19 protein-coding genes are annotated in these 23,157 nt (G+C 43.2%); 13 read left to right on the forward strand and 6 right to left on the reverse strand.

What is annotated here, in order from left to right; all coding sequences use genetic code 11:
- Nucleotides 1–21 precede the first annotated feature (21 nt).
- Nucleotides 22–2,793, reverse strand: a complete 2,772-nt coding sequence (locus G563_RS0108725; protein ID WP_028664993.1) for a glycoside hydrolase family 2 protein — start codon at nucleotides 2,791–2,793, stop codon at nucleotides 22–24.
- 114 nt (nucleotides 2,794–2,907) lie between these two features.
- Here G563_RS0108725 and G563_RS0108730 point away from each other — a divergent pair, with 114 nt between their 5' ends.
- Nucleotides 2,908–3,888 carry an alpha/beta hydrolase gene (locus G563_RS0108730; RefSeq protein WP_028664994.1) on the forward strand — a complete coding sequence of 327 codons (981 nt, stop codon included), beginning with the start codon at nucleotides 2,908–2,910 and terminating at the stop codon, nucleotides 3,886–3,888.
- On the opposite strand, the gene G563_RS0108735 is transcribed toward G563_RS0108730, so the two are convergent.
- Together G563_RS0108735 and G563_RS0108740 are read right to left on the reverse strand one after the other, a co-directional pair.
- On the reverse strand, nucleotides 3,865–4,320 hold the full coding sequence (locus G563_RS0108735) for a hypothetical protein (protein ID WP_028664995.1): 456 nt from the start codon (nucleotides 4,318–4,320) through the stop codon (nucleotides 3,865–3,867). The genes G563_RS0108730 and G563_RS0108735 overlap by 24 nt on opposite strands.
- A gap of 74 nt (nucleotides 4,321–4,394) precedes the next feature.
- The gene (locus G563_RS0108740) at nucleotides 4,395–5,012 is read right to left on the reverse strand and encodes an inorganic pyrophosphatase (protein WP_028664996.1); all 618 of its coding nucleotides are present in this window, start codon (nucleotides 5,010–5,012) and stop codon (nucleotides 4,395–4,397) included.
- Between the two features lie 118 nt (nucleotides 5,013–5,130).
- Here G563_RS0108740 and G563_RS0108745 point away from each other — a divergent pair, with 118 nt between their 5' ends.
- From G563_RS0108745 to G563_RS0108760, 4 genes are all read left to right on the forward strand, one after another.
- Nucleotides 5,131–5,436 carry a DUF3784 domain-containing protein gene (locus tag G563_RS0108745; RefSeq protein WP_028664997.1) on the forward strand — a complete coding sequence of 102 codons (306 nt, stop codon included), beginning with the start codon at nucleotides 5,131–5,133 and terminating at the stop codon, nucleotides 5,434–5,436.
- Nucleotides 5,437–5,474: 38 nt separating this feature from the next.
- Nucleotides 5,475–6,263, forward strand: coding sequence for a (Fe-S)-binding protein (locus G563_RS0108750; protein ID WP_028664998.1), 789 nt, complete (start codon nucleotides 5,475–5,477; stop codon nucleotides 6,261–6,263).
- A gap of 90 nt (nucleotides 6,264–6,353) precedes the next feature.
- On the forward strand, nucleotides 6,354–6,851 hold the full coding sequence (locus G563_RS0108755) for a hypothetical protein (protein WP_028664999.1): 498 nt from the start codon (nucleotides 6,354–6,356) through the stop codon (nucleotides 6,849–6,851).
- Between the two features lie 231 nt (nucleotides 6,852–7,082).
- A complete protein-coding gene (locus G563_RS0108760; protein ID WP_028665000.1) occupies nucleotides 7,083–8,246 on the forward strand; it encodes a L,D-transpeptidase family protein in 1,164 nt (387 codons plus the stop codon).
- Here the strand turns inward: G563_RS0108760 and G563_RS0108765 are convergent.
- Entirely contained in the window at nucleotides 8,243–8,998 is a 756-nt protein-coding gene (locus G563_RS0108765; protein ID WP_028665001.1) for a murein L,D-transpeptidase catalytic domain family protein, read from the reverse strand. The two genes, G563_RS0108760 and G563_RS0108765, sit on opposite strands and share 4 nt — an antisense overlap.
- Nucleotides 8,999–9,231: 233 nt before the next feature.
- Nucleotides 9,232–10,839: a hypothetical protein gene (locus G563_RS36840; RefSeq protein WP_051210839.1), complete on the reverse strand. Its 1,608-nt coding sequence runs from the start codon at nucleotides 10,837–10,839 to the stop codon at nucleotides 9,232–9,234.
- A 267-nt stretch (nucleotides 10,840–11,106) separates the two neighbouring features.
- Between G563_RS36840 and G563_RS0108775 the strand changes: the two genes are divergently transcribed.
- The 3 genes from G563_RS0108775 to G563_RS0108785 all read left to right on the forward strand — a co-directional run bounded on the left by G563_RS0108775 (nucleotide 11,107) and on the right by G563_RS0108785 (nucleotide 13,617).
- Nucleotides 11,107–11,784, forward strand: a complete 678-nt coding sequence (locus tag G563_RS0108775; protein ID WP_028665002.1) for a response regulator — start codon at nucleotides 11,107–11,109, stop codon at nucleotides 11,782–11,784.
- A 3-nt stretch (nucleotides 11,785–11,787) separates the two neighbouring features.
- Nucleotides 11,788–13,176, forward strand: a complete 1,389-nt coding sequence (locus G563_RS34055; protein WP_037326230.1) for a sensor histidine kinase — start codon at nucleotides 11,788–11,790, stop codon at nucleotides 13,174–13,176.
- A 123-nt stretch (nucleotides 13,177–13,299) separates the two neighbouring features.
- Entirely contained in the window at nucleotides 13,300–13,617 is a 318-nt protein-coding gene (locus tag G563_RS0108785) for a hypothetical protein (protein ID WP_028665003.1), read from the forward strand.
- Nucleotides 13,618–13,910: 293 nt separating this feature from the next.
- Here the strand turns inward: G563_RS0108785 and G563_RS0108790 are convergent, their stop codons facing one another.
- Complete coding sequence (locus G563_RS0108790) at nucleotides 13,911–14,846, reverse strand: sodium:calcium antiporter (protein WP_028665004.1); 936 nt, start codon at nucleotides 14,844–14,846, stop codon at nucleotides 13,911–13,913.
- A gap of 159 nt (nucleotides 14,847–15,005) precedes the next feature.
- Here G563_RS0108790 and nhaD point away from each other — a divergent pair, with 159 nt between their 5' ends.
- The 5 genes from nhaD (at nucleotide 15,006) to G563_RS34060 (ending at nucleotide 23,156) form a co-directional block, all read left to right on the forward strand.
- Entirely contained in the window at nucleotides 15,006–16,265 is a 1,260-nt protein-coding gene (nhaD, locus tag G563_RS0108795) for a sodium:proton antiporter NhaD (RefSeq protein ID WP_028665005.1), read from the forward strand.
- Nucleotides 16,266–16,341: 76 nt separating this feature from the next.
- On the forward strand, nucleotides 16,342–17,868 hold the full coding sequence (amaB, locus tag G563_RS0108800; protein ID WP_028665006.1) for an L-piperidine-6-carboxylate dehydrogenase: 1,527 nt from the start codon (nucleotides 16,342–16,344) through the stop codon (nucleotides 17,866–17,868).
- Between the two features lie 116 nt (nucleotides 17,869–17,984).
- On the forward strand, nucleotides 17,985–18,599 hold the full coding sequence (locus G563_RS0108805) for a hypothetical protein (protein WP_028665007.1): 615 nt from the start codon (nucleotides 17,985–17,987) through the stop codon (nucleotides 18,597–18,599).
- Between the two features lie 149 nt (nucleotides 18,600–18,748).
- The gene (locus G563_RS0108810; protein ID WP_028665008.1) at nucleotides 18,749–20,674 is read left to right on the forward strand and encodes a PfkB family carbohydrate kinase; all 1,926 of its coding nucleotides are present in this window, start codon (nucleotides 18,749–18,751) and stop codon (nucleotides 20,672–20,674) included.
- A gap of 97 nt (nucleotides 20,675–20,771) precedes the next feature.
- Nucleotides 20,772–23,156 (forward strand): GH92 family glycosyl hydrolase, encoded by a 2,385-nt coding sequence (locus G563_RS34060; RefSeq protein WP_084650809.1) that lies wholly within the window; start codon nucleotides 20,772–20,774, stop codon nucleotides 23,154–23,156.
- Nucleotide 23,157 lies beyond the last annotated feature (1 nt).

Here is a 23,157-nt window from a genome sequence, read left to right on the forward strand (position 1 = left end):
TTGGTAAAATACTCCAAAAAATTATTTCACTTTTACAATCACCGTAGGATTAAAAGGATACATCCCAAACTTATCGCTATAAATGGCCAAGCCTCCCGTACCTTCTACGGCCAATCGCAACACGAGTTCGCCTGTTTGGGTTGCTTTTTGAATCGCTTCATTGGGTACCGACACCACCAATTTGTAGCCATAACTTCCCGCTTCTCGCAGTTTTTTGTCTTGGGGTTGATAATGCCACGACAATACCCCACGGTGGTCGGCAGGGTCGTCGGGAATAGACAATTTTCCCGCTGCAACGCCATTGAAACTAAAGGCCACTTCGCTCGGGAACTTGGTCTCATCGGTCATAGGGTAAGCATTGGGATTGAGGCTATTGTCGAAAGTACCTCCTCCGAGCATATAGTTATCGGCGATTTTGGCTCCTTCTTTTTTGTCTTTCCCAAAAAGTTGCTTGGCCGATGCTTCCATCATAAACGACGCCCCCATGACATTGTCGAGTTTCAAATCCGTTGGCCATTTGATACGATATTCAAAATACCCTGTCCCTGCCCCATTTACTTTCAAGCCGTCCAACACATTCCATTGTTTCAAAGACCATTTGGCGTCACTAAAAGACTTAGGCTCAATGGATAGCATCCTGAGTTGATTTCCTCCAGGCGTTGGCACTTCGGTCGGCATCGGTTTTTCGATGATGTAAGTATTAAAATTGCGGCTCACGATATTGCCTTTTGCATCTAGCAAAGTCAAAGCCAAAACGGCCACGGCTTTTTCGGCGGGCATAATCACGTACACGGGCGACAATGCCTGCTGCATCCACGGCTTGTACGGAATCTTTTGAGTAAACGACTGCCAATTACGTTCTTGCCCCGTAGCATCCCAGCCATTTAGTTCTACTTTAAGGGTAAGCTCGTTCCCGACATCCGTGCGCCCCGTCATCGACGAAATCGTCAGCGGTACTTGTACTACTTCGGTGGGGCGTACACTGTGCGAAATATCCTGCCCCGTAGTCACATAGATATCAGCGTGTAAATCCTTCAAACTCATGCCCGGCACGAAGGCTTCCAAGCCCGTAAATTTCTTGGTACGGTCGTATTTCCAATAGCCGTTCCACTCGTTGATAACATCATGATGCTCCGTATAAAGCCACCCCGACACCAACGGAAACTTCCGAAACGCATTGATAGCACGGTGGTAGTCCCATGTCCAATCGACATCGCCGCTACTTCCTTCATAGCCCCATACATTGCCAAATTCTGAATTCATATTGGGCTGATTTCCTGCTTTATATCCTTTTTCAAAATTAAATTCAGAACCTGGAAAAGTTTTGGAAGTAAGATTTTTGAGGTATTCTTCCCAACCATAGCCTGGTAAATATTCATGCCAAGAATTGATGTCGGTTTCGGTATGCCCCGCCCCGCAGCAGATAGAATTGTCTTCTACCAAGCGCGTAGGGTCAAGGGTTTTGGCTTTGCGGTACATACTCGCTACCCATGCTTGAGTTTCGGGCAAATACTTATCTACTTTTTTGCCATTTTCTTCTACTTTGGTACGAAGCCCCCATGTTTCATTAAAAACAATCCAAGAAAAAATGGCGGGGTGATTGAAATCTCTTTTGATGAGTTGTGGCAAAACTCGCTCTGATTCAGCACGCGCTTCGGCATTGGGTTGGCCCCAGAAATTGGGCAAATCCGACATTACCAGCACCCCCAATCTATCAGCCCAATACAACTTCCGTGGTACGTCGATTTTGATGTGGGTTCTAATGCCGTTGAGACCAATATCCTTGGCTAGTTTGATTTCGTTGCGCATGAATTCATCCGTTGGAAAAGTATAAAACCCTTCTGGATGGTACGATTGGTCAAGGGTAAGTTGAAGATAAATCGGCTGATTGTTGAGGGCTACATACGGATAATTGGTGCCCGGCAGATTGACCACCGATATTTTACGCATCCCAAAATACGTATTGATTTTATCGCCTCCGAGTTCGGCTTCTACCTCGTACAAAAACGGATTCTCTAAAGTCCAAAGTTTGAAATTGGGTAGTGAAACCTCAAAGCTTAGCTCACTCTGCCCTTTGGCGATGGTCTGAGCAGTACCGTTGGCATCACGTACACCTGCAATATTCAGTTTTAAGGCAAGGTCTTGAGAAGCAGGCTTTGGTAAAGTAGCCGTTACTTTTACTTTACTATTGTCGATATCGGGCGCAAAATGCAGGGTTTCTAAATAGTCTTTTGCACGGGCTTCCAAGTAAATCGTTTGCCAAATTCCTCGCGCATTGCCGTATCCTTGCTTTCCATAAAGGGCATATTCTCGGCGTTTGTCATCAACCCGAATCACCAACTTCTGCGGAGAGCCTGCTTTGGCGGTGGGCAGTTCAAACTCAAAAGGCACATATCCTCCTTCAAAAGTTCCTAGTTCTTTACCGTCAAACCACACCGTTGTTTTATAATCGCTCGCTCCTATTACTACAAACACCCGCTGCCCTTTCCAAGCTTTCGGAATCGTAATGCTTCGCTGATACCACGCTATATCGGCTTCATCTTTCACGCCCGACAGAGGCGCACCCCACGGAAAAGGCACTTTGATGGTAAGCGGAAATGCTTGATTTCCCTTGGCCCAGCCTTGTTTGAGACCTACATCATCTTTGTCAAACTTAAAAGACCAATCGCCGTTGAGGTTGAGCCAATTGGCACGCTGCCAGTCGGGACGAGGATGCTCAGGAAGGGGTATCCCATTCTGGGCAAAAAGTGTATGTGACCATATCAAAAACAAGTAGATAGAAAAACGGCGCATAAAGAGGAGATTAGGGTTCGAATCAGAATATTAACTTTTATTTAAAGTAGTTTTTGAGGAAAAACTAATGCTTTCTTTACATTTGTGGAGATTCTCCTCCCTTGCCTAAGCCCTATGAAAAAATTTTTGAAATGGACTGCAATTGTCCTTGTGAGTCTTTTTTTGGTTTACTTGGTTGGCCCACGTCCACCCAAAGCTATTTTATCCCCTACGCTACCGCTAGTTACTTCTGATTTGCTTAAACTCGAAAAATCAATTCAAAATTCGGAAGCTTCTTTCCCTCTTAAACCCGACAACGAAGCGCGTATCATCTGGGCTGACACCGCCAAAAAACAAAAGACCCGCTATAGTATTGTATATATTCATGGATTTGGCGCAAGTTGGGCGGAGGGAGACCCTGTGCATCGGCAGTTGGCTCAAAAATATGGCTGTAATCTCTACTTGGCTCGCCTCAAAGACGCTGGACTCAAAGACCCGGATGCATTCAAAAACCTGACTCCCGAAAATTTTCTGGCGGGAGCCAAACATGCTCTAGCGGTAGGTAAAGCCCTAGGCGATAGTGTGATTTTGATAGGATGCTCAGCAGGAGGATTGCTGAGTAGCTACTTGGCGGCTTATCACCCTGAAATCAAAGCGCTCTTGCTTTATTCGCCATGTTTCAAAGTAAATGGTTTGGGAATGATTACCGGCCCTTGGGGGCAGCAGCTATTAGCACTTTTTGCGGGCTCTCACCTCAATTATACACATTTAGAACCCGAAAGAGCCCAATATTGGCTTACATCGCACCACACCAATGGTCTAATGACCCTCCAACAAAGCATGGATGCAATAGCTACTCCCGAGCTTTTTGGCAAAATCAAAGTGCCTACTTTGATTTTGTATTATTATAAAGATGAGAATAACCAAGATAAAGTGGTATCGGTAGCGGCAATGCAAGAAGCATTTGAAGAACTTGGTGTTCCTACCAATCAAAAACGTCAACTGGCTTTGCCCAATACGGGCGCTCACGTCATTGCGTCACATTTTACTTCCAAAGACCTCCAAAGTGTAGTCTCAGAAAGTGAAAAATTTTTAAAAGAAACTGTATTCAAGTAACTCAGGCGTACTGAGGGCAAATAAAACTTGCATTTTCGACACCAAAACGTATGTAAGGACTCCTAATAAAAACGAAGCAGGTGCGCGACGTACGTTGGTATGCATCACCAGAAGATTGACAATGGAGCTTTTTTGACTAGGTAAGAGCTGCCCTAAAAGTTGGTCACCTTTCAAGGCGATATGTGAAAGATAAGCAGCATCTGACAAAAGCTCTGCTTCTAGGGTAGGAACCTTGGCCGTTAATATTTTATTGGAGGTGATGGTTTTACCAACAGGATGAGTCATTTGCTTGGTTAAGCAAACCATCAAGCAGTCCAAAGAAAAATCAAGCACTTCTGTTTTGGGGGGCGTTTTGCCAAGAAGTTCGTTGATTGTAACAACAAAATCTTTGGAAGAATAGATTTCTCTGACGTAGGCAGCAATTGTTTCCATGACGCGACTTATTTGTTAATTTTCAAATTAGACTTAAAATCAACAAATAAGTCACTGTCAAACAGAGCGATGCCCTAGAGCATCCCGAAGTTATTTAAATAATCAGTCACCGAATGACGGATTACCTGATGAGCTTCTTCGCGCCCGTATACATTGGCAATTTCGCAAGTCATTGGCTCACCTGGCAAGTTTTTGTAAGTCAAGAAGTAATGTTGAAGGCGATTTACAACGCTCTGAGGCAGCTCAGTAATGTCTTTGTATTTGCTATACAACAAGTCGTCTTTCAGCACTGCGATGATTTTATCATCGGCTTCCCCTTTGTCAATGAGACGCAGTCCCCCAATTGGAATTGCCTGACAAATAAGGTCACCGTGGGGAATGGTACTTTCACAAAGTACGCAGATGTCGAGCGGGTCACCGTCACCTTCTTTGATGTCAGCACGCCCCGATTGCTGACGCGCATAATCGGCAATAGCATCACCGCAATAAGTCTTGGGTACAAAGCCGTATAAAGCCGGAACGATGTTAGAATATTTCTGGGGACGGTCTATTTTAAGATAGCCCGTCGTTTTGTCAATTTCGTATTTTACGGTATCAGTAGGTACGATTTCGATAAAGGCAGTTACGGTATGAGGAGCATTATCGCCCAATGGAATACCATGCCAAGGATGAGATTTATATACACTTTTCAAGGCTAGTTGTACGTTTCGTTTGATGGTTGAACTATTTTTCGTAGCAAATGTAATCAACCATCCCAAATGGTTTTGTGTTTTTCATAAAATTGTGGATTTTGCAACATATAATCTATAAATGATGATAACCTTTGTACTGATAGGAATCTTATTGATAGTGTTGGGGTGGTATATTTGGCAAAAACAGGCTATTTGGCTACTTTCAAACTTCGATGAATCTACGACCGAAAATAAACCAGGCTTAGCCAAATGGGCAGGAAAATGGCTCATTGTGATGGGTATTTGGTCGATATCCATCGGAATCGCAATGAATTATTGGAACACGGATTCTGCTCAGATTGCTCTTCCCCTTATTTTTGTGGCGGGTATTGTTATCATGAGCCTGCTTTATCTTGTCGGTGGTCAAAAGTATTTAAAAAGATAGAAGTACCTCCAATTTTCATCAAAATCTAAGAATCAACCATGAGTGAAATAAAAGTTCCAACTATGGCCGAAATGGCTGCCAACGGCGAAACTCCCGAAATTTTGTTTTGGGTCGGTTGTGCGGGCTCTTTCGACGACCGATACAAAAAAGTCACTGTCGCTTTCGTCAAAATTTTAGATAAGGTCGGTATTAAATTTGCGGTTCTAGGCACCGAAGAATCTTGCACAGGCGACCCCGCCCGCCGGGCTGGCAATGAGTTTTTGTTTCAAATGCAAGCCGTTGCCAATGTCCAAGTATTGGATATGTATGGGGTCAAAAAAATCGTCACGGCTTGTCCTCATTGTTTCAATACCCTCAAAAACGAATACCCCGCTTTGGGAGGTCATTATGAAGTACTGCATCACTCAGAGTTTTTACAACAACTTATCAATGCGGGCAAAATCAAAATAGAAGGAGGCGGGGATTTTAAAGGTCGCAAAATCACCTTCCAAGATTCATGTTATTTGGGCCGAGCCAACGACGTCTATGAAGCTCCTCGCGCCGTACTCGAAGCACTTGATGTGGATTTGGTAGAGATGAAACGCGCCAAAGTCAAAGGCCTCTGCTGCGGAGCTGGCGGAGCTCAGATGTTTAAAGAACCAGAAAAAGGAAAAAAAGACATCAACATCGAACGCATTGAAGAAGCCCTAGAAACAGGTGCTACTACGGTTGCCGTAGGCTGTCCTTTTTGTATGGTTATGATGAGTGATGGTATCAAAAACAAAGAAAAAGAAGACACAGTCAAAGTCTATGACCTAGCGGAACTAGTCGAACAAAGTTTAAGTTAATAGCGTATAAATTCGGATAAGCTACTATCCACTTTATGTATTTTGCTGCTCTCAATCAGTGGCAATTTTTAAAATCTAAACATTATAGCTATGTATCTTCCTTTTGACGAAATAGATTTTGAAGCCCGCGTCTGGATTTACCAAGCCAATCGCTCGTTGACTCACGATGAGGTTAGTACCCTTACCGAGACCCTCATCGCAGCTCTCGATGGTTGGGAAGCCCACGGTTTAGCACTCACAGCCTCAGGCAAGATATTTTTAAACCGATTTGTGGTTATTGCCGTCGATGAGGCTAAAGAGCTACCAAGCGGATGTTCGATTGATAAATCCACAAGGTGGATGCAAGAAATTGGGGGACAATGGAGGATTGATTTTTTTGACCGTTCGCTGGCGTATCTCGACGATGACAATAATCTTCAGACAGTGCCTGTTTCGCAAATCAAAGCTGCAATCTCTGCGGGCGATATTCTCCCCGATTCTATCGTTTTTGATAATACAGTAGCTACCAAAGCGCAATGGATGAAGCGCTGGAAAGCCCAAGCCCAAAACACTTGGCTCAAAAAATATTTCGCTGCTTTAAATGTATAAACGCAAGGAGCACTTTGTCCGCTTATAACGCAGGGAGCGTTTTGAACGCTCCCTGCGTTTTTGCTACTCTTCTGCTGATTTTTGGGCAATTGTCGCCCCATTACTTCTTCAACGTCGCTCTTCTGTTTTAGATTTCTCGTAATATATACTCCTTGGGATGAGGCGATTATAAAAAGCATACTGTATGGCACGACAATTTTAAGCAATAGAAGCGTACTACTTCTATTTTTTATGAAAACCGTCATTCAAGTTGCTTTAGTTTGGGTTGTTTTAGTAGGATTCTACGGTTGTAAACCTATTGAAAAAACGGACGAAAATCTTACCAAAGAATTAGAAACACCCGACACCTACCGCCGTATTGCGGATTATAGTTCACAAATCGGCATAGATACTTCTTCTCTCAAAAACAAAAGTGCTTGGGGACTATTGGAAGAAATTAGTTATGGTCATAAACCTCAATATGTTCGCTATACAGCCAAAGTAAAACCCATTGATTCTACCCACATCCGCGAAATTGGCTGGGCTTTGGTCGATAAAAAAGGAAAAAATGCGGAAAAAGTTTTGCCTTCTCTTGAACCGTCTTTTCCTTCTTACACTCAACTCAAACAACATTACCGTCGCCTCATAGACCAAGGTCAAACCGATAGTGCAGCTATCGTAGCGGAGTCGCTGAATGCGTATCGCTGGATAAATCGTCAGTCTCAAGATGCCGACCGCTTAGTGATTGTCAATACGCGCGGGGCTTATCTTAAAGGATTGGATGCGAGTGGTAATCAACAGATAGGAATGCGCGTGGTAGTAGGCAAAACCTCCTCACCTACTCCCGGTATAGATACTTATGCCACCAATGTGATCATGTATCCTTATTGGAATGTTCCGAAAAATATTGCACTCAAAGAGATTTTACCAAAAATCAAGCAAAATGCCGACTATCTAGCTCGCAACAGCATTGAGGTTATCAATAAAGAGGGTGAAGTAGTAGATAATGACGACGTTGACTGGGATGATATGACCCCCGATAATTTCCCATATCGTTTTCGTCAAGAAAATGGCGAAGGAAATTCTCTAGGACTCATGAAAGTAAACATCAAAAATCCGTTGGCGATTTATTTGCACGATACCAATGCCCGCACTCTATTTGATAGTACCCAACGTTGGCGTAGTCACGGATGTGTAAGACTTCAAAACCCGGCCCAACTTGCCAACTTCTTAGCCGGAAAGGATTGGTTGAAAGAAGATTTTATTAATGAGCCACAAACTCATAAAGAGCCTCAGTCCAACCCTCTTAAAAAGAGAATCCCGGTCTTTATACTATATCTTGGTGCAGATGTCAACGAAAATGGGCAGCTTGTGTTTTTCAAAGACGTGTATCAGTGGGAACGTAAATGGAGCTAAGAATCATTTCTGAACATTCCTATCATCTTTGATTTTTTGAGATAGGCGATATCAGGATAATACAGAAAAAGACCCGCCCCGTTTGACAACAATGAAATCAACTTAGGAGTATCGGCTACCGACACCGCTGGGCACCCTTGGCTACGACCGAGCCTACCAGTACGACGGATAAACTCCTCACTTACGTAATCGGCGCCATGCATCACAATGGCTCTCTCGTAGGCACGGTGATTGATGTTTTCTTCGAGCCCTTGCAATCGGAGCGAGAGACCGTGCTTTCCTTGATAGGTAGTCAATGCGCGATAAAATCCAAGACTAGACTGATAAGAGGAGTTTTGATTGGAAAATTTGCGGGCGTATTCTTCACCCGAATTACGGCCATGAGCCACATAAGTATTATAAATAAGCTTGCGGGCTTTGATATCAATGACGTAGAGACGCTTTTGACGCGACGATTGGCTAAAATCAGCAATCGCTAAAACTGGTTTTTCAAATTTAGCTTTTTGAAAACCATTCCATGCAAAACGAAACCCCTCTAACGATAAACCCGCCTCTCGCAAGTGTAAAGAATCATACAATGTTTGCCACTCAGGAAGAGATACTATCTGGTGTTTGAAATAAACCGAAGTACTATCATTAGTAGAATCGGCAGGTGTAAGTGAGAGATAAAAAGGAGAATCTATTTTTTGAAATCCAACAAGCGCAATCAGCAACAAGGCCCCTACACTTATCAACATCACGAGTTTTTTCATTCGTAAGATGACTTTTTAGGTTTTTACTCAATGAAACACTTGGGGACAACACCATTCTGAAAGGCTTTGGTTCCCTCACAGAAGAAACGCTAAATCTAAATAGATGTTATCTGGAAAGTTATTAATACAAAAAAGCTTACAGCAATTTGATATTAAACTCAATAAGGGTTCATAGAAAGCACTCTACTTTCTATAAACCCTTCTGATTTTATTAGCTTATATCCCTTATAAAACTATTGCATAAATAACCGATACTCTTTATCTAAATCCTTCAGCGATAAGTCGATACCCATTTTGACCCCTCTACTAAATACTGATGTCAAATTTTCAAATGAGTTTTCACTAAATTTATCATTGATAAACTCCTCTAAGTAAGCATCTCGCAATGCAATAAAGCCCGCTCCAATAGCAGTCCCAACTAGATTGTCGTAGCTAATCCACCTATCTACATACTCCCCCTTACTAGATTTAGCATCGGGCCGCCATACATCCAACTTATTGGCAAGATTAGGCAATACTTGCTCCAACATCTGAATCGTAAACTCTTCGGCAAAAGCAGGAGTCAGATTATCAGCAATTATTTCCTTGGCTAGTTTTCCTATGCTATTTAAATCCGCTAGCTTTATCTCACTCAATTTTTGATTGGGGAAATTAAGGCTTGCTTCAATCAGTTGAGACTCTCTCAGAAGTTTTACCAATATCCATTTCCACCAACAAAACATTGTTTTTTTGCGAGTAATCCATTTTGAAATGTTCATATAATATTGCAACACTACATCAAAGTCATCGTCATTTAGTCCAACTCCACCGCCGATTCCTGTGAGATTGATATTCACAAAATGGTGCCACGTAGAGTCAACAACGATTCTGCCTATATTGGCAACCCTGCCGTCAAAAACACTAATTGAAGGAAAACAATGCGGGTCTGTCGGATTTTTACCAGCAGCCGTACTTCCACCTAACACAAACGAGGTTGCGATGATTTGAGTAGAAACATTTTGTGATTGGCCACTTACAGGGTTTGTTACAGTAAATACCCTTTCATGTGTACACTCTCCTTCGTGAGGGTGATCTGGCATAATATCAATAATCCCAGAAGGTCTAAGACTCTGTCTAATTGATAACAAAGGATGAGGCATTCCACTGCCAAATGTTCTGACAGCAATATTTTGAGGAATATTATCAGATTGATTATTAAAAGAAGTAGATATAGACTGCCCAGCACTAGGTCTGTTAGTGTCATTTCTTCGAATTCCTCCCATACTTACTTCGCCCGCCCCAAAATCAGTCCAATACCTCATATCTTTTACCCTCGGAATTTGACTGCATAAAGCACTACCCAAAGTCCCATGGTCCCCTGTTGCAAATAGTCCACCACCTCCATTCATGTAATTCTCTAGTTTGGCAACCTCCGCAGCGGTAAGAGAAACCCCAGAATTAATCCCAAACAGCCACACTTGATCAAATTGATTGAGTACTACGCTTGAATCAAAGTTAAAATTAGCCAACCGATTTACAATAACGGGATTGGGATTAAAAGGTGTAACTCCTCCTCTATGTGCCACGGTCACTTTATAGTTTACATTCCATAAGCTTTGCTGCTCAAGTTTATTGAATGCCGTAATGAATTCAGAAAGCCCAAATCCTTCTTCTTCAAAATTTAAACTACCGTCAGCTACTAAAAGAACATTTACCTCACAAGGCTTAAACCACCACCATTTAGGTTTAATAACCTGTAAAAACTCAGGTTTTTGGCGAATAATTTCTTTTGACAACTCCAAGCGTTCTTGGCGACTCATTAAGTGCATATACTGATATGCTTCTTTCAAATCTGGTTTCATAAAACTAAAGAAAAAATGTTTCCTACTCTTTTACAGGATTTTCGGAGGCTCCACTCTTTGCTTAGTCGTAATTACTTTTTTCTTAGAAACACTTGTAATAAAATAAGGAGACTATTTTGCATATACTCTAAAAAGCGAGATTGTCTTATACAGATTTGTGGTTTAAGAACAATTTTAAAAAGCTCAAAACTTCTCTATTTTATTACCTAACTATCGCCATTCTCCCTTATTTTTGGCGTTGAAGCTCCTTATTAAGCCTTAGATAGTATGAAAATTTTATTGATTGAAGACGATATTAAAATTATTCAATCTCTGCGAAAAGGGTTGGAAGAGAATGGCTGTGAGGTAGATATTGCTTACGACGGACTTATTGGAAAGCACTTGGCTCGTAAAAATGAATACAACGTCATTGTGTCCGATATTATCATTCCGGGTATCAACGGCGTACAACTTTGCCAAGAACTCCGTCAAGAAGGGGTTCAAACACCCTTTATTATGCTTACAGCTTTGGGGGCTTTAGAAGAAAAACTCATCGGATTTGATGCTGGTGCCGACGATTATTTAGTTAAACCTTTTGATTTTCTAGAATTATTGGCCCGTATCAGGGTCGTCACCAAACGCATCCACTCGGAGCCTATCTCGGTCAATGTGTTACGCTACGCCGACTTAGAGATGAACCTCACCACCCGCGAGGTTTTTAGAGAAAATCAGCGCATCGATCTCACTGGTAAAGAATACGCCTTACTGGAGTATTTGCTACGTAATTCAGAAAGAGTATTGTCGAAAGTGGATATTGCCGAAAAAGTATGGGATATACGATTCGATACAGGTACAAATATCATTGAAGTATATATTACGCTTTTACGTAAAAAAATTGACAAAGATTTTAAAGTCAAACTTATCCATACTCATTATGGCGTAGGGTACGTACTCAAACAAGAATAATCGATGCAAATACGTACCAAACTCACTCTGCAATTTGCGCTACTAGTCTCGGCTATCATGCTCGTGGCTTTCGTAACAGTGTATTTGCTGAGGCTCAATTATGTAGAGCAGGAGTTTTACAAAAGGCTCCGTCACAAAGCCATCACTACCTGTGAATTGCTGGTAAAGGTGGAAGGGGTAGATTCAAAGCTACTTCGCAAAATCGATAAGACCAACTACGACGTTTTGTACAATGAAAATCTGACGATTTATGACCATGCCAACAATGAACTTTATACCAGCAATGAATCATTGTATTATCATATTACCCCCGAAATCCTTGATGAAATTAGGCTTGAAAAAGAAGTTCAGTTTTCGGAAGACAACGCCAAAATTATTGGCATCTTATACACCGACCGCTTCAATAGAGTAGTATGTGTAGCAGGAGCTGAAGACAAATCTGGTCAAGAAGAACTCAAAAGCCTTTTTCGAATTTTGACAGGAATGTATTTTGGATTAATCGGCCTTGTTGTGATGGCAGGGTGGTATTTTGCCGGCCAAGCCATGAAACCCATTTCTAATGCAATCGGACAAGTCAACCAGATTTATCCCAAATTGATTGACCAACGTCTCTCCGTTCAAAATCCTAAGGACGAAATCGGCCAACTCACCAGCACCTTCAATACCCTCCTCGACCGCATCGGCGAAGTATTTAGACTCCAAAATTTATTTATTTCGAATGTATCGCACGAGCTCAAAAATCCCCTCATGCGTATGGGAGCGCAGCTCGATGTAGCTCTTCTTAAAGACCGGAGCGAAGCCGAATATCAGCAAACACTCCTATCAGTCAGAGAAGATATCCGTGATTTAGGCCAACTCTCCGAAACCCTCCTGGAGCTAGCCAAAGTCAATGACCAAAATCGTACTTTGATTTATACCGATGTTCGTATCGACGAAATCGTCTGGGAAGCGCGTGAGCTTCTCCTCAAGGCAGAGCCTAGCTACCAAGTACAAGTACAGTTTTTGAGCACGATTGAAGACGACAATCAGCTTATCGTCAAAGCCAATCATCATTTGATGAAAACTGCCATTGTTAATCTCATGGAAAATGGCTGCAAGTTTTCGCCCAATCATCAAGTAGTAGTAGATGTATTTCCCAAAGAAAACTTGATTGAGGTTCGTTTTACCAATACAGGCATTGTGATTTCGCCCAAAGACTTACCTTATATATTTCAGCCTTTTTATCGCAGCGACAATACCGCTACCATCAAAGGCTATGGCGTGGGGTTGTCGTTGGTGGAGCGTATTGCCAAACTTCACGGAAGCAGCATCCAAGCCACCTCAGAAGACGCATCCCAAACCACTTTCTTTTCACTCTTGATTCCTTACCATTTTTCCGAGCATTTATCCTAACTTTTAGTAAGTTTTTAACATTTCATTCATAAGTTTTTAAGGATTACCCTATTTCTTTGCAATCAAATCTAACCCGCAAGTCAAATAGGGTTAAAACAAAGTTAGGTACAAATGGTCTTTTGAATGAAGTCAAGAATTTTGCCTCAGTATGGCAATGTGTACCACCGACCCGCCCGCGAGCACAACAAAAAGCTTGCTTTTTATTGCTTATTAGGTATTACGGTGTGTCTCACATTCACTTGTCTCTATCAGTGGGTTGCCCAACGTGACATGATAGAACAAACCAACCGTGCGATATTGAGGCAAGACTCTCTCGAAGCGGTAAAGTTGTCACAAGAGAAAATTATTTTTTTGATGCGCGACACGATTGCCCAACTTCGAAAGACAAATCAATCACTTATTCTGAAAAAGAATAACTTGGTATCGAAAAATAATTTGTGAGAAAAAGCGGAAAATGAAGGTAACATACGATTTGGTTGACTAGCAATGACGAGCCCAGATACTAGGCTCGTCATTCTTATTTTATTACAACCTGTAGACGCTCTCCGTTTGGCCTACATTTATTCTAATTTTTTATTGGTTTTAGCAAACTTTTAATAGTTCCTTAATGAGTTTTTAAGGTTTGCCGAAGATTTTTGTGTTGAGTCTATTTTAAATGATCGTCCTAAGTGTTTGCCATCACACGAGCGGAAAAGTCTTTTCCGCTCGTGTCTTTTTTGAAAAGCACAGCTTCACTAAATTAGTCCTGCTGTTTTAAACATAAATATGAAGTACAAAATCAAAAACAGAGCACCTTCCCAAGCAGAGATACGTTTATCTTGCGCCAACAAATAAAAGAAGGCCGAAGCTACCACCAACATCGGCAATGCTAGTGACAGCACTTGTCCACTAGCGGTAAGATTACCAGCCCAACTTGCTACGCCCGGAATGACAAGTAAATTAAAAATACAAGAGCCCATCACATTGCCAATTGCTAAAGAAGCTTTTCCTTTTTTGACTGAAAAATAATTGACGGCCAATTCGGGCAGGGTTGTTCCCAATGACAAAATGGTAAGAGCAATAATAGAAGACGGAATTTCGAGGATTTCGGCAATTTTGGTAATGCTCAAAACCGTATAATCGGCCCCAAAATAGATACCCACCCCAGCCAATCCTAAAATCAATAAAATTTTACCCCACGATGGCATCGTCTCTGGCACAGCTTCGGGTTCATCTTCGTTACCCGCTTTGAGAAGATATAAACTATATACTACAAATATTACCAATAAAAAGGCACCTTCTCGCCATGTAAGTACACCTTCTTGAAAAAACAAATAAAATACTAAAGCTGCCCCAAGCAAATAATGCAAGTCAATCATCAGATAACGCTTCCCCAATTCGATAGTACGGCGATTGAGCAGGGCGGTAGTTCCTACTATCAAAAATAAATTGGAAATATTAGAGCCTACTAGATTTCCGGCTACTATCTCCGCATGACCTGACGAAACCGACACCAATGCTGTCACTAATTCGGGAAGCGAGGTGCCGATTCCTACAATGAAAATACCTGTGACAAAAGAAGGCAATTTTAACAGCTGCCCTGCGCCCTCGGCGGCATTCGTAAAATACTGAGCCGCCACCAATAAAACTGCTAAACTTCCGGTAAAAACTAAAATCCAATTTAAAAGCATTTTCGCGAAATTTGATAAAGTACCCTCTTAAATCCTTCTATTCTAATGATAGAAATAATTTTGCAAAATTGTTGTTTTTTATGGGATTAACGACTTTTTAACGACTTTTTAAGGATTGAGTCCGAAATTTGTGCGTATATTAAATTTTACTATTCCACTATGATTACTTTCATTATTGCCGTCTTTGTGATTGGCTATATACTCATTACGCTTGAACACAACATCCACATCAACAAAACTGCTTCGGCCTTACTTACAGGAGTCATCTGTTGGACATTGTACGCATTTTCTAGCAGCGATACCCACCACGTTACCGAAGAGCTTTCGCACCACTTAGCAGGCATCGCCGAAATCGCCTTTTTTTTGCTTGGCGCGATGACCATCGTGGAGCTTATCGACGCCCACCAAGGTTTCAGTGTCATTACGGATCGAATTCATACTAAAGACGCACGCTCATTGCTGTGGATTATTAGTATTCTTACCTTTTTTCTTTCTGCCGCTCTCGACAATCTTACCACAGCGATTGTGATGGTATCACTCTTGCGTAAAATCATCCGCGACGACGATATGCGGCGTTTTTTTGCGGGAATTGTCATCATCGCGGCCAATGCCGGCGGTGCTTGGTCACCTCTGGGAGATGTCACCACCACCATGCTCTGGATTGGGGGGCAAATCTCCGCTACCAATGTTATCAAAGTATTGATCATTCCTAGTCTCGTAGCTTTGATTGTACCACTTATTTATTTGTCTTTCCGTCTCAAAGGAAACATCGCTACGCCTAGAGCTTCCAAAAAACAGGAGGAAGTATCAGACTTTGAACGTAATACCATGTTTGTAGTAGGCTTGGGAATGCTCCTATTTGTCCCTATTTTCAAAACAGTCACTCACCTTCCTCCTTATATGGGCATATTGCTTGCCCTCGGGACTGTCTGGGCCGTTTCGGAAATACTACACTCCAAAAAAGACGAAGAAGACCGTAAACCTTTCACAGCTGGCCATGCTCTTAGCAAAATCGACACCAGCAGTATTTTGTTTTTCATGGGGATTTTATTGGCTATTGGGGTACTCGAAGTTACGCATACACTCAGTGCATTGGCAGGTTGGATGAACGATACGATCGGCAACCTCGACGCTATTGTGTTTATTATCGGGATTGCCTCGGCAGTCATCGACAATGTACCGCTGGTAGCCGCTTCTATGGGTATGTACGACTTGGCTACTTACCCTCAAGACCACCGTATTTGGGAGTTTTTGGCGTACTGTGCTGGTACGGGTGGAAGTATGCTCATCATAGGTTCGGCGGCAGGTGTAGCCGTGATGGGGATGGAACGTATCAGCTTTTTTTGGTATCTCAAACGCATTAGTTTATTGGCTCTGCTAGGCTATGTAGCAGGTGCTGCCGTATTTTTGCTTATGTAATGTACCCAAGAGGTCCTTTTGTTGTAACTTTGCTTATACCAACATCCAAAAATCATTTTCATCAGCAAAGCTAGTTATGCAACAAATCTTAAAATCGCTGGGTCTCTCCCACCTCAACGAAGGCATCAGCACGGGTGCCGCTTCTTGGCAAGGACAAGGAGAAGAGATTTCTTCTTTCTCTCCCGTGGATGGGCACCTTATCGGAAAAGTAAATGCCGCTTCGCGCGAAGATTATGAAACAGTCATAGGGCAGGCACAAGAAGCTTTCAAAACTTGGCGGCTTGTGCCTGCTCCCAAACGCGGCGAAATCGTTCGGCAAATGGGGGAACAGTTTCGCCAATACAAAACCGAGCTCGGCACCCTCGTAAGCTACGAAATGGGCAAAAGCCTACAAGAAGGCCTAGGAGAAGTCCAAGAAATCATTGATATATGTGATTTTGCGGTGGGGCTGTCGCGTCAGCTTTACGGCCTCAGTATGCACAGCGAGCGCCCCTCCCACCGAATGTATGAGCAGTGGCATCCGCTTGGCATTGTGGGTATCATTTCGGCATTCAACTTTCCCGTGGCTGTGTGGTCATGGAATTCGATGTTGGCGTGGGTTTGTGGCGATGTGTGCGTATGGAAACCTTCCGAAAAAACACCCTTGACTGCCATCGCTTGTCAGCATATCATCAAAGAAGTATTGAAAACCAACAACGTCCCAGAAGGCGTATCGGGCTTGGTGGTAGGTGGCCGCGAAGTGGGTGAATGGCTCTCTCACGATGTGCGGATTCCGCTCGTGTCGGCTACGGGTAGTACTCGCATGGGCAAGGCGGTAGGGCAAGCCGTGGGTGGGCGTTTAGGCCGTAGTTTGCTAGAATTAGGTGGAAACAACGCCATCATTGTTTCGTCCCAAGCCGACTTACCACTGGCAATTCCGGCGATTGTGTTTGGCGCGGTAGGCACGGCAGGTCAACGCTGCACAAGCACCCGTCGTCTGATTGTTCACGAGACCATTTACGACGAAGTAAAAACCCGCTTGGCCAAAGCCTACGCTCAGCTTCGTATCGGCAACCCTCTGGATGTCCACTATCATGTAGGGCCTTTGATTGATACCGATGCGGTCGAAAATTACCAATCGGCCATTCGGGCTATCGAAGCTCAAGGTGGCACTTTTGTGGTAGCACCGGCGGTGTTGAGTGGGGAGGCGTTTGCTTCGGGTTGTTATGTAGCCCCTTGTATTGCTGAGGTAGAAAATGATTGGGATATAGTACAACACGAGACTTTTGCTCCTATTTTATACCTTATCAAATACAGTACTATAGAGGAGGCTATCGCCTTTCAAAACGGCGTTCCTCAAGGACTTTCGTCGGCGATATTTACGCTCAATCTCCGCGAAGCCGAAGCATTTTTGAGCCAAGCGGGTTCGGATTGCGGCATTGCCAACGTCAATATTGGTACATCTGGTGCCGAAATTGGCGGTGCTTTTGGGGGTGAAAAAGAGACTGGCGGCGGACGGGAATCAGGCTCTGATGCTTGGAAAGCCTATATGCGCCGCCAAACCAACACCATCAACTACGGCACGACACTCCCCTTAGCACAAGGTATCAAATTTGAGATATAGAAAGATGGAGATATAAATCATTATGATTTGCGGCTTTGATTAAAGTCCGAGACTTCATTCCGTTTTCGTCCCGACACAATATCGGGACGAAAAACACGATACAAACATTATCGGAGATGCTCAAAAAATATTCAGTACTTATCGGAACTATTTGTTCAGTCATCTTGCTGCTGATAGCAACGAGCCTGTATCCCGGAGGGTCATTTTCTGACAAAAACACGGTGGGCTTCGATTGGACTAAAAACTTTATCAGTAATCTATTTGCGCCCATTGCCTTGAATGGTTCTCCTAATCCTTCAAGAAATTGGGCTAGTGCCGGAATGATTTTCCTTTCGGTAAGCCTAGCTCTGTTTTTTATTGATTTCTCTAAAAAAATCCCTCTAAAAGGTGCTTCTAAAGTCATTAAATATTGGGGTGCAGGCAGTGCGATTTGTACTTTTTTAATCGCCACACCTTGGCACGACATCATGGTTACGATTGCAAGTACGATGTTTCTCTTAGCTTTTTTTTACATTACTGTTTTTGTCTTAAAATCAAGGCTTCCTCTCTTTAAGTTCTTATGTATCATTTGCCTTCTTATCTTTTACTATACGTTGTACCTCTACGGTGCTGGTGATTTTGCATTGCTACCTATCATGCAAAAAATCACCTTTGCCAGTGCGATAGGTGTGATTTTATTGTTGCAACATTTCACCCAAAAAGAAGATTTCCAACACCTTATTAGCTCTTAATCCAATCATCCCAATCTCTGGTAAACTATCCAATAATCCAGAAGGATAAGGCATTACGAATTTAATGAATGAAACAATAGCCTTGAATAGTGCAATTGGAGTATGTATTTAAAAGCAATCTTTTGGTAGATATTCCAATTTCACAGTTTATGGACACCCATCAAATCTCTTCTATTTTAGAAAAAATAAAAACCGTTAAAGTAGCCGTTTATGGCGACTTCTGTTTGGATGCGTATTGGATCATGGATACGCGCAAATCGGAGGTTTCAATCGAAACTGGCCTGCAAGCTGAGGCCGTCGAAAAACATTACTATTCGCCAGGAGGAGCTGCCAACGTAGTGGCCAACCTCGCCGCTTTGACACCCGCCCAACTAAAGGTAATTGGCGTAGTAGGCGATGATATTTATGGCCGCGAACTCACCGCTCAACTCCAACAGCTGGGTGCTGATACAAGCGCTCTTATTATTCAAAAAGAGCATTTTCAAACTTATTCTTATCTAAAAAGATACGTAGAAGGCGTAGAAGAACCTCGTATTGACTTTGGGGTTTATAACAGCCGCACCGAAGAAACGGATTATAAAATACTCGCTGGCTTAGAAGAAGCCCTCCAAACTTACGATGCTCTCATTTTCAATCAGCAAGTACTGGGGAGCATTACCAATGAATCGTTTATCGAAAGAGCCAATGACCTTTTCAACGAATACAGCAACAAAATCATCTTAGTTGATTCGCGTCATTTCAATGAGCGTTTTTCTAACGTATATCGTAAAGTGAACGATGCAGAAGCTGCTCATCTCAACGGCGTACAAGTGGAGCCTCGTACCATGCTTCCAAGAACGGATGTGCTACACTATGGTCAATCTCTTTTTCAACAATCCCAAAAACCAGTATTTGTGACCTGTGGTGCAAGAGGTATCACGGCTTTTGACAAGGAAGGTTCGCATGAGTTTCCGGGCTTGCAGCTCACTTCCCAACTCGATACCGTAGGTGCGGGCGATACCGTCATTAGTGCCATTACGTTGTGTTTGGCGGCGGGAATAACGCCTGCCGAAGCGGCACAATTTGCCAATTTTGCGGCGGCGGTTACGGTCCAAAAATTATTCATTACGGGTACGGCCAATGCCGAAGAAATCTTGGCAATCAGCAAAGACCCCAATTATGTTTATCAACCTGATTTGGCCGAAAATCCCCGCCAAGCGGTGTATTTGCCTGGTACCGAAACCGAGCTATGCGACCCTGCGGTTTTAGACAAACTCGGCCACATCAAATATGCTGTCTTTGACCACGATGGTACAATCAGCACGCTACGCCACGGTTGGGAAGAAATCATGGAGCCGGTGATGATGAAAGCGATTTTGGGAGATTCGTACGATACTATCGACCAAGCGGGTTTCAATAAAGTAAAGCGACAAGTACAGGAGTTTATCCACAAAACCACTGGTATTCAGACCATTTACCAAATGGAGGGTCTGGTCAATATGGTACGCGAAGCAGGCTATGTACCCGAAGACAAGATTTTGGACAAGTTCCAATACAAAGAAATTTATAACGACGGCTTGATGGAGTTGGTCAACAAGCGCCTCGCCAAATTGCAAGCAGGTGAGCTGGATTGGGAAGATTATACCATGAAAGGAGCCGTGGCCTTTTTGAAAGAATTGCAAGCAAGAGGTGTGGTGATGTACCTGGCAAGTGGCACAGACGTAGATGATGTGCGCAACGAAGCTACCGTGTTGGGCTATGCTGATTTGTTTGAGGGTGGTATTTATGGCGCTTTACGCGAATACACTAAGTTTTCTAAAAAGATGATTATTGAGCGCATTATTCGCGACAACAACCTCAACGGCAACGAGCTAGCCGTATTTGGAGATGGTCCCGACGAAATCCGCGAAGGACGCCGCTTTGGAGGAATCTCGGTAGGAATTACGAGCAACGAAGTACAACGTCATGGCCATAACCTCGACAAACGTCCTCGTCTTGTAAAAGCAGGGGCGCAACTCATCATTCCCGACTTTTCGCAGTACCAAAAACTCATCAGTCTTTTGTTTAAAGAAGCAGAAGTATCCGAAACTGTCTAAACCTGACCCTGCCCTCTCCTTGCTTAGGAGAGGGTTCCTTTTTTGTACCTGATTCCACAAAACTTCTCTTCAAAAATCAGTCTTTTATTTGCCTACGATGCTCAAAAATACCTCTCTACGTTTACTGACTTTTGGCATTTGTGCCTCTTTCTTTCTCGCCTGTTCGTCGGGCAAAGGTAGTAAAGACCCCGTCGATTATGTTGACCCCTTCAATGGCACCGACTTTTTTGGACATACCTTTCCAGGGGCTACTCTGCCTTACGGCATGGTACAGCTAAGTCCCGACCATGACGTAAAAGGATGGACCTATGCGGCAGGTTATGTTTATTCCGACAGTTCAATTATTGGATTTAGCCATACTCATTTTAGCGGCGTAGGTATGACTACGGGAGGAGATATCTTGGTCATGCCCACCGTAGGCGACAAAGTCCAAACTTCACCCGGAAGTAAAGAAGACCCTGATTCGGGCTATCGGTCGCGTTATGACAAAAAAGATGAAACGGCATCGCCGGGTTATTATTCAGTATTGCTCAAAGATGGCAATATCAAAGCCGAACTAAGTGCCACTAAACGCGTGGGAGTGCATCGTTATACTTTTCCTGCCTCTCGCAAATCAACGATTTTGATGGATATTGGCCACGAAATTGGGGGCAATGCCGAAAGTGGCGAATCGTTTGTAAAAATGGTCAATGATTCGACCTTGGAAGGATACAAAGACGCCAACGGTACGCCTATTTTTTTTGTAGCCAAATTCAATCGTCCTTTTGAATACTACGGTACTTGGGACAACGACTACAAAACGCCCGAATCTGCCGAAGGATATTGGCCTTACAAAAACGAAGAAAAAGGCTTGAACATTGGTTTTTTTGTGGGTTATCAAACCCAAAAAGATGACCAAGTAGTGGTAAAAGTGGCGATTTCGCACGTGAGCGTTGAAGGAGCTCGCAAAAACCTCCAAGCGGAAGTGCCTCATTGGGATTTTGACAAAGTAAAAAATGAAGCTCGTCAAACATGGAATGATGAACTTGCACGAGTAAGTATCAAAACTGATAATGAAGCCCAAAAACAGATTTTTTATACCGCTCTTTATCGCAGCTTGCTTGCTCAATACATCAGTCAGGACGTAGATGGACAATATATGGGTATGGACAAAAAAATCCATACGGCTCAAAACTACGATTTTTATCCTTCGTTTTCGTGCTGGGATACGTATCGTAGCCAACACCCTCTACTGACGCTCATTGCGCCCAACCACGTCAATGATTTTATTAAATCTATCGACGCCAAAGCCAAGGAATTTGGATGGCTTCCCGCCCAACACTTCCGTAATACTTACCGCCCAAGCATGGTAGGCGACCACCTCATACCAGTCATTGTAGACGCGTATTTCAAAGGCTACCGCGATTGGGACATCGAAGCACTTTATACTGCCATGCGGCGCAAAGCCCTCGAATCTCCCCCCGATAGCATCCCCGCATCGGCGGGTAGAGCAGGTTTGGCGGATTATATTCGACTGGGATATGCTCCTTGCGACCGTACCACCGAGTCGGTGCCCAATACAATGGAGCTTGCCTATGATGATTGGTGCATCGCCAGATTGGCCGAAGCATTAGGCAAAAAAGAAGATGCCGCTCTTTTTTATAAACGCGCCCAAAACTACCGTAATGTGTTTGATGCTTCTACGGCTTTTATGCGCCCGCGCCGCGAAAATGGCAATTGGCTCGAAGCCCTTGGCAACAATCAACAAGCCATTGATTCGGTAGGAAGTCATCATTATTACCGATACTTCGATCCTCTCTTGGTTGGACGCCGCCCCAACCGCCACTATACCGAATCCAATGCTTGGCAGTATCTGTGGTCGGTCCAACATGACCCCGCTGGCTTAATCCAACTCCTCGGTGGTGACAAAGCCTTTACCCAAAAACTTGATACATTTTTTAATATGGATGCGTCCATTACACCGCCCAAATACGTAGGCGTGGTGGGTACCATTGGGCAGTATGTACACGGCAATCAACCCTCACATCATGTAGCCTATCTCTACAATTATGCCGCTGCGCCTTGGAAAACCCAATATTGGGCGCGGGAGGTCATGGAGCGTTTTTATCGTACAGGTCCTACTGGTTTATGTGGCAACGAAGACATGGGTTCGCTCTCTTCGTGGTATCTATTGAGCAGTATGGGGATATACTCCGTTGCCCCTGGAAGTACCCAATATACGATTGGAAGTCCCTTGTTTGATGAAGTAGAATTTAAGGTAAAAGAAGATAAAACGTTCAAAATCATTGCTAAAAACACCTCTTCTCAAAATCGTTATATTCAGTCAGCTACGCTCAATGGGCAGCCTTTTGACCGTACATGGATTGACCATTCTGAAATCATGAAAGGAGGCGAGTTGGTTTTTGAAATGGGCGATAAACCCAATCAATCATGGGGGACTCAAAAAAATGCAGCCCCTTATTCTCAAAGCGCAAAACTTTAAA

It is taken from the genome of Runella zeae DSM 19591 (assembly GCF_000423565.1).
Lineage (GTDB): Bacteria > Bacteroidota > Bacteroidia > Cytophagales > Spirosomataceae > Runella > Runella zeae.